This window comes from Wolbachia endosymbiont of Nomada ferruginata (assembly GCF_001675785.1).
Taxonomy (GTDB): domain Bacteria; phylum Pseudomonadota; class Alphaproteobacteria; order Rickettsiales; family Anaplasmataceae; genus Wolbachia; species Wolbachia pipientis.
On sequence record NZ_LYUY01000109.1, the window covers coordinates 1 to 3,994 of the forward strand.

Annotated in this window: 1 protein-coding gene and 3 pseudogenes; 1 reads left to right on the top strand and 3 read right to left on the bottom strand. The window is 35.3% G+C overall.

All coding sequences use genetic code 11. The features are described from left to right. The first annotated feature begins 73 nt into the window (after positions 1–73). A pseudogene (locus tag BA053_RS08800) lies at positions 74–1,183 on the top strand (IS3 family transposase). 21 nt (positions 1,184–1,204) lie between these two features. On the opposite strand, the pseudogene BA053_RS08645 reads toward BA053_RS08800, so the two are convergent. The 3 genes and pseudogenes from BA053_RS08645 to BA053_RS05565 form a co-directional block, all read right to left on the bottom strand. Then, positions 1,205–1,862: pseudogene (locus tag BA053_RS08645) on the bottom strand (IS256 family transposase). Between the two features lie 34 nt (positions 1,863–1,896). Beyond that, positions 1,897–2,420, bottom strand: a pseudogene (locus tag BA053_RS08650) (transposase). Positions 2,421–2,504: 84 nt separating this feature from the next. Then, a complete protein-coding gene (locus tag BA053_RS05565; RefSeq protein ID WP_065095210.1) occupies positions 2,505–3,836 on the bottom strand; it encodes a DNA recombination protein RmuC in 1,332 nt (443 codons plus the stop codon). Positions 3,837–3,994 lie beyond the last annotated feature (158 nt).

Genomic DNA, 3,994 nt, shown 5'->3' on the forward strand with positions numbered 1-3,994 from the left:
TGACCTTACCCAGAAAAAGTGGAGAGAAAGAAAGGAGTTTTTTCGGGTAAAATAAAATTTTGGAGGATTAGAAATGGCAAGAGAATATACGGCAGAATTCAAATTGGAAGCTGTTAAGCTGGCAAATGAACAAAGAAAGGTAGGTCAACCAGTTGCAAAAGTAGCAAGAGATCTAGGAATAAGGGATAGTGTATTAGGAAAATGGATGAAGAAATATAACGAAAAAAAGTCAGCGGCAAATGCATTTCCAGATGTAGCACCTTATGACAAAGAGAGATTTGATTTACAGAAAGAGTTAGCAAAAGTAACAAGAGAAAGAGACATTTTAAAAAAAGCCCTGGCCAGTCAAAAAGAGTAAAATATTTTTTCATAAAAGAGCATAGTAAACACTATAAAGTGCAGGAATTATGTAGGGTTTTCTGCTAGTGGCTACTATAAGTGGACTACAAGGAAAATAAGCAGTAGAGAATCAGCAAATAAAGAGTTATTAGCAGATATTCAAAAAATATATCAAGCTTCTAAATGTAGATATGGAGCTCCTAAAATTCATGCTGAATTAAAGGCTTTGGGTAAAAGTTGCAACTTAAAAACAGTGCAAAGTATTATGCAGAAAAATGGTATTCAGGCTATATTGAGAAGAAAATTTAAAATTAAGAAACAACAAACGGACAGTAGAGTCGTAGCTCCCAATATATTAGACCAAAACTTTATTGTCGATCAACCAAATAAAGTATGGGATTACTTATATAAAAACCAAAGAAGGATGGCTATATTTGGCAACAATAATCGATCTATATTCACGCATGGTAGTTGGCTGGTCAATGAGCAGTTCAATAAATAAACAATTGGTTATGGACTCTTTATTAATGGCCGTTAACAAGCGTAAACCTGCCAAAAATCTACTATTACATAGTGATCAAGGTTCACAATATACTTCGCAAGGTTATCAATATCTCTTATCCATAAAAAACATAGATGAGTCATAAAGGTTGTTGTTACGACAATTCTGTTGTGGAAAGCTTCTTCAGTTCTCTAAAAAGGGAGTTACCAATAGACACCTCTCGGCACTCTAAACAGCATATCAAAACTGCTATATTTGAATATATAGAAATTTTTTATAACAAACAACGTCACTATTAACTATTGCATTCCTGAGCATTTTGATTCATCATTCTCTTTGTGAAAAACATTCCAAACTTTCTCTCTACTTTTTCTGGGTAAGGTCAATTTTCAATCTGCCGGGAAAGAAGATATCAAGTTGAGATATAGTTAAAGCCCAATTGGGTATGGCCATAGTCCAATTTTGCTCTGCCTTTTTTATAGCACAATATACCTGTTTATACAAGCTGGTAAATGAGCCCTTAGTTTTAGTAAATTTTCTAATCTGTCTATGCAGTCCCTCAATAGGATTGGTAGTATAAATTAGCCTCCTGACTGGGCCAGAATACTTGAAATAGCCGGATCCAATTATTCTGCCAGGATTTTATGACTAGTGGATATTTTTCTCCCCATTTTTCTTCCAACTCAAGCAGATAATTTTCAGCAATTTCTCTACTTGAAGCCTGATATACTTTTTTCAAATCACTCATAAAAATCTTCACATCTTTGCTAGATACATATTTTAGAGAATTGCGTATCTGATGTACCACACATAGCTGTACCTCTGCATTAGGAAATACACTATTTATGGCTGCAGGAAAGCTTTTTAGCCCATCTACACAGGCAATTAGAATATCTTCTACTCCTCTTTCTTTGAGATCATTTAGTACTCCCAACCAGAAGTTAGCTCCTTCACTTTCAGCCAAATAAAAACCTAATACTTCTTTTCTGCCATTTTGGTCTATGCCCAATATATTGTACATACATTTACTTACACAATGTCCGTCCTCTTTGACTTTAAAAAACCATGAACACTATCGGATATACAGACTGCAGCGGGCGACTACGCCATTCGTTGATTATCGGTAGCAATTTGTCGGTAATACTTGATATCTCTGCTGCAGATATTTTGTGATCATAAATCTCCTCTACATGCGATGCTATATCTCTGTATCCCATACCACTGGCAAATGTGCTCAAAATCTTCGTTTCAAGCTCTGGTTTGTTTGCCTTTTTTTGACTATTTGGGGTTCAAAGCTTCCCTCCCTATCTCTAGGCGTCAAAAGCTCAAATGAACCTGCACTTGTCCGTAAAGTCTTTCCATTTCTCCCATTTCTTCGATTATTCTCTTCACTTTCAGCTAATAAGTGATTTTCTATTTCACCTTCCAAACTTGCCTCCAGCAGTCTTTTTATAAATGGTGTAAATGCTCCATCCCTTCCTGTCAACGGCCTTCCTTCTCGTATAGACGACAGGATATTTGTTTCTAATTCTTTATAATCTACCAATCCGGTAATTCTGTTTACTATTTTTTGACTCATTGTCAAACCTCCATTTTTTTTATATCAATTCATTACTTTTTTTTTGGTTTGACACACTTTTTTGAACATTCCCTGTTAAGATGCCTAATCTACTTTCAGCTCCTCAGTATGTAAACTGCGTGGTAAAGACTCTAATTCCTTTGCAGCACTTAAACTTTTATTTTTTGCATGTATACCAAGCTTATTGAATTCTCGAGCAGCAGGAAACACCCTTACTTCAAGAGAGCCAGCAGTTTTATTATAATGATCAACAGCACTTTTTAAGCTCCTGCGCAAATTATCAAAGTTTTCACCCATTGTGCAAATGCGCTCATATAAAATATGACCTAGTTCACTGATTTTCTTTGCGTTTTCAGCTATCATCTCTTGCTTCCATCCATACGCTATTGCTCTCAGCAACGCAATTAGAGTGATCGGTGTTGCAATGATCACTTTTTTTTCCACTCCAATCTCTATCAAAGCAGGCTCATATTCCAGTGCTGCGCTAAAAACCCCCTCCCCTGTTAAGAAAAGCACCACAAGTTCTGGCGTATTTTCAAATTGATTCCAATACTCTTTTTTACCCAAGTCATTTATGTGTTTTTTTATTGCCAGGGAATGATTCTTTAATTTCTCCTTTTGTATTTGCAAATCATTTTGTGATATAGCATCCATGTAAGAATCAAGCGGCACTTTAGCATCTATTATTATTTGCTTTCCAGATGGCATTTTGATTATTAAATCAGGACGCAATAAATTATCCTCGTTTTTATCAACCACTGACGGTTGAGTAAAAAAATCGCAATATTCAATCATTCCTGCTATTTCTACCACCCTTTTGAGCTGCATTTCACCCCACTTTCCTCTGATGTGAGGCTTTCTCAAGGCATTAGCAAGGCTGGAAGTTTGGTTCATCAGCGCTCCAATTTGCTCCTTTAAACCTTCATAGGCCCCTACCCTCTCTTTTTCTAGCTCACGTATTTCATTATCGAATTTTTCTAATTTTTCTTTTATTGGAGTTACAACTTCGTTGATCGTTGCTTGTCTTTTTTTGAAATCGCTTTCCGTTTCTTTTAATTTGTTATCAATGACTTCCTTCGCTAAGTTCAGAAAATTATTATTGTTCACTTGCAAGGCATCAAGAGAGAGCGCTTTAAAAGTGTTTGTTAATCTCTCCTCTGCTTTTGTTAGTAATTCTATTTCCTTTTTCTTTTCCTCACGTTCTTTTTGCAGAGTTACTTCAAGTTCTGCTCTTTTGACCCTTAAATCAACTATTTCTTCATTCTTCGTAAGCAAACTTTGCTTTGTTTCTTGAAGTTCTTGCTCTAATTTACATAAATTACCCTCAAGGTTTGCTTTCTTTTCGCTCAGTTTTTTTACGATAATGTAGAAAAATAGTAATAGAGAGACAACCAGAGCTATAGAATTGAAAAGCATCAGAATAAAAAAGCTGTATTTACAATTCTATATGATTTTTGTGTGTATAAGAAAGAAAAAAGGAGCACCTAAAGAGGTGACCTTACCCAGAAAAAGTAGAGAGAAAGTTAAGACGTTTTTATCATGAGAATAAATTGTGCAGGAATGCAATAGTTAAT

Bases quoted from the DNA above. Each gene is read 5' to 3' on its own strand.
- BA053_RS05565 (WP_065095210.1), bottom strand. From the start codon at position 3,836: ATGCTTTTCAATTCTATAGCTCTGGTTGTCTCTCTATTACTATTTTTC.